Source organism: uncultured Sphingorhabdus sp., from assembly GCF_937872355.1.
In the GTDB taxonomy this organism is placed as follows: domain Bacteria; phylum Pseudomonadota; class Alphaproteobacteria; order Sphingomonadales; family Sphingomonadaceae; genus Sphingorhabdus_B.
In genome coordinates, this window is the sequence record NZ_CALMSV010000017.1 from 1 (window position 1) to 4522 (window position 4522).

Consider the following 4522-nt stretch of genomic DNA (forward strand, 5'->3'; position numbering starts at 1 on the left):
GACGATGGCCCACGGCCACAGCCGAAATTACACCACCTTGACGGACGCGACCTGCTCTGATAGCTATAGAAATAAGCAAAATTATTTTGCGGCACCTGAGGAGGGTATCTTGAGCAACAACGATCACAACAAACTAAACTTGGGCGATCAATCTGATTTTTGGGGCAAAACCTCAAGATTTGCTTTGATTGCATCCGCCCTTGGCTATATGGGCGCGCCTGGGATTGCATCGGCAAATGATGATATTCAGCAGGAGGCCCCTTCTGCGCAAGCGCAGAGCGAACCAGAGAGCGACCGAAATCTAATAATCGTCACCGCTACAAAGCGCGAACAGTCCATTGTTGAGACGCCGATTGCCGTTACAGTCGTAGATGCCGAAATGTTGGTGCGTACCGGCGTTTCAGACATTACAAATTTGGAGCGGGCCGCCGCTAGCTACCAGATGAACTCCTCGGATAGTACGACTGGCGGGCTGACGCTTCGTTTGCGCGGGATTGGAACCACCGGTAACAATATTGGTATTGAAAGTTCGGTCGGCGCATTTGTGGATGGGTTTTACATCCCGCGCCCAGGTGCGGTCCTTGGTGAATTGAATGATGTTCAGCAAGTTGAGGTCCTAAGGGGCCCGCAGGGTACGCTTTTTGGTCGCAACACTTCGGCAGGCGCTTTGGTCATAAAGACCAACAAGCCAAACCTTGATGATACAGAAGCATTCTTCGATGTTTCCGCCGGCAATTACGATCTGTTCAAGGTTCGCGGCGGGTTTAATGTTCCGGTTTCTGAAGGAAAAGTAGCTCTTCGGGTCTCTGGCTCGCATGCTGTGCGTGATGGATATGTTATTGGCCCGGACGGATATGATTCTAGCTCGATAGACCGATCTTCCGTTCGCGGACAGTTGCTATTTGACTTAGAAGATGCAGGCGTTTTGCGTCTATTTGCTGGTTATTCTCGAGGGGATGATCAATGTTGTTCGGCGGTGTGGTTGAATGACTCACCCTTTATTCAGGCTAACTCGGCACCATTTTCTGCATTTGGCGGAACAGCAGGGGCTGACTTTGTTGGTCGCCGAGCCCTAAAAGAAGGGTTGGCGAACGACAGCAACTATACCAACCCTTATAACGGTTGGAATGTTGGCGCCACGTATGATGTGGAATTGCCTTTCGCAAACCTCTCTTATCTAGGTTATTATGGCGAATCGAATGCTGATTCTTGTCGCGGTGACTATACCGCATTGAATGTCTATGCGGTCGGCGACTGCCCTGAAATCAGAGCCCTCAATCCTGGAATAGATTTGGATCCACTTAACGGGACCAGCATCAAGTCGACGTCACACGAATTGCGATTGCAAGGCGAGTCATTTGACGGCGCTTTGGATTGGATCATTGGCGCCTACTACTCGCATGAAAAAATCGACCAGAAATACACGTTGTTTTTCTTAGATCAGATGCAGGAAGCGGTTAGCGTTGGGGCTTTTGGTCAGCCTGTATTCAATGAACTGAATTTCGCTTCTAACGGCGTAGATGCAGCTGGCGACTATGCCGCGCCAAGGGCACAGCAAGATGGCAGTTCTTTTTCGGTCTTCACTCACAATGTGCTGGAGCTTACTGACGGGCTAAATCTGACGCTTGGTGCTCGATACATCACTGAAAAGAAAGATGCCCAAGTCGGCCACCAAGTTCCCGGACAGCACAACGCCTGCGAGGCAACATTCAACAATTTGACAAGCTTAACTTCACCTAATTTTGGTCTGTACAATGGGACGAATGGTTTCTTTGGCGCAGGGGGACCCGCACGACTGGCATCAGTTGTTCAATCGAACTGTTGGATATTCAATTCCGGTCTATATGATCCTAGCGACCCAAATAATTTCTTCACCCAATTTGCAAATACGAACGCGGCAAATACATTTGTGACTTCATACTTGAATCTAATCCCACAACCATTTGACAGAGATTTCAAGGATGACCAGCTCACCTATACTGCAAATTTAAGCTACGAAGTTGCAGATCAAACCTTCGTCTATGGTGGATTTACGCATGGATTTAAGTCCGGTGGATTTAACCTTGATGTTTCCGCTGCGGTTGGCGGTGCAGATCCGCGATTCCGCTCAGAGAAAATTGATGCCTTTGAATTGGGTTTCAAATCCGTATTCCTGAACAACCGGGCCTGGGCAAATATTGCCTTGTTCTATTCTGATCTTTCGGATTTTCAGGTGCTGGAATTTGATGGCACAAGGTTTAGCACATTCAATGTCGATAAAGCGCGCTCCAAGGGTGTGGAATTTGAATCAGCCTATGCGTTGTCTGACGCATTATCCCTAAACCTGGCTGCCACTTATACAGACGCCAAATATCCCGATGATTGCACCACATTTGATCCGACAGATGCGAATTTCAACGGCTCTGTCACTGCATTGTGCGGTCAGCAATTCACGAATGCGCCAAAATTGGTTGTGATTGGTGGTGCCAATGTTGATACCGAGATTAACACAAGCGGCGCCTCGATGTTCGCAGGTTTCTCGGTTCGTTATGAATCAAAAAGGCGCACCAGTACTTTGCCTACTGAAAGACCTGCGACCTTTGGTCTGACGACCGAAGCTCAAGTACGGGACGCGGTGGCAGCCGCCATTGCGGCACCATTTGATATCCAGAAATCGAACGCGAAGTTGGATCTTCGCCTTGGTTTTAGAACTGCAAATGAGAAGTTCACCATTGAGGCTTGGGCTCGCAACTTTTTTGATGTGCGGACAAGGTTTTTGACATTCAATATTCCGCTTAGAGGATTCTCTGGCCAGCGAGCACGTGGTGCATTTGTCCAAGAGCCACGGACCTATGGACTGACCCTGCGCGGCAAGTTTTAGTAGAACTCTCCGCTCTACCAGATGCTGGGAATTTGGTGAGCAAAGACTAGCGATCAGGCGAAAGTCTGATCGCAACTTTTTTGACTGAGCAAGCAGCACATAGAAGAGGCATATCAAATGAAAATACACAGCAAACTGTATATCGGCGGCGAATGGGTTGATCCATTGAATCCGTCAATATTTGAGGTTGTGAATCCCCTCACCGAAACAGTTTGTGCAACCGTTGCTGGCGGTGGAGAAGATGATGTCGCTCGTGCGGTGGCAGCAGCCAGGGAGGCGTTCAAGGAGTTTTCCCAATCTAGCGTTGAAGATCGCAGGGCCATGTTGGAACGGATTGCGGCTGGAATCAAAGCTCGAGCTGACGAGTTTTCAGAAGCAATTAGCATGGAAATGGGAGCACCAACTTGGTGGTCAAGCAGGGCGCAAGTCCCGGCCGGCATTGCCCATTATTCAACCGCGGCCAAAGTTCTGGAGAGTTTTGAGTTTCAGAAGATTCAAGGCACTACAGCCATACGACGCGAACCCATTGGCGTTTGCGGGTTGATCCCTCCGTGGAATTGGCCGTTGAACCAGGTTGCGTGCAAAGTTGCGCCGGCATTGGCAACAGGCTGTACGATCGTTCTGAAGCCGGCTGAACAAGCATCCCTGGATTCACTGTTGCTGGCTGAGGTTATCCACGAAGCTGGTGTGCCTCCTGGTGTGTTCAATCTTGTCAATGGACCTGGTAGAGTAGTGGGTGCGTCCATAGCTGAGCATCCAGATGTTGATATGGTCAGCTTTACTGGGTCTACGATGGCCGGAGCCAACGTCTCAAAGGCAGCGGCGGATACGATCAAAAGAGTATCGCTCGAGCTTGGCGGCAAGTCAGCCAATATTGTTTTGCCAAGTGCCGATTTGAAGGATGCTGTTGGCAGGGCTGTTCAAGGGATTATGAGTAATGTGGGCCAGACTTGTACAGCGGGCACGCGCCTCCTGGTTCCGTCAGACAAAGTGGCAGAGGCCACTAGAATTGCAGTTGAGGTCGCCGAATCCATCCCGCTGGCGACAAGTTGGGATGCGCCGGCGCCGGCTATCGGCCCGATTGCGACGAAACGTCAGCATGCAGAAATTGTGCGGCTGATTTCAGAAGGTGTCAAAGAAGGCGCCAAGCTGGAAACCGGCGGCGCAGACAGGCCCGATGGTGTTAGGAGCGGCTATTTTATTGCGCCAACGATCTTTTCAAATGTCAGCAATGATATGACAATTGCACGAGAAGAGATATTCGGACCTGTGCTGAGCATCATTGCATACGACACGGTTGATAACGCGATCGAGATCGCCAATGATTCGCCCTATGGCTTGTCCGGCTATGTTCAGGGCGAACATCAAGAAGCTGTCGAAGTGGCTCGAAAGATGCGCACGGGCCAAGTTTTCGTGAACGCGGCCCATGCGGATTTCAACGCACCATTTGGCGGCTATAAGCAGTCAGGCAATGGCCGTGAATGGGGCGAGATTGGATTTGATGAATTTCTGGAATACAAATCTGTCCTCGGCTCAGAAATCAAAAATTAGATTGTCATGGCGACCGTTAATCCACCGTTAGAACCAATCTCGCAATCGCCAATTCCTACGCCACCGCTTCCTTGGCACACGCGCGTCTTTTACGGGATGGGCGCTATGGCC

2 protein-coding genes are annotated in these 4522 nt (G+C 50.2%); both read left to right on the top strand.

Annotated features, from left to right (window positions below):
• The first annotated feature begins 109 nt into the window (after window positions 1-109).
• Window positions 110-2860, top strand: coding sequence for a TonB-dependent receptor (locus tag Q0239_RS00785; RefSeq protein WP_298596877.1), 2751 nt, complete (start codon window positions 110-112; stop codon window positions 2858-2860).
• A gap of 117 nt (window positions 2861-2977) precedes the next feature.
• A complete protein-coding gene (locus Q0239_RS00790; protein WP_298596880.1) occupies window positions 2978-4411 on the top strand; it encodes an aldehyde dehydrogenase family protein in 1434 nt (477 codons plus the stop codon).
• Window positions 4412-4522 lie beyond the last annotated feature (111 nt).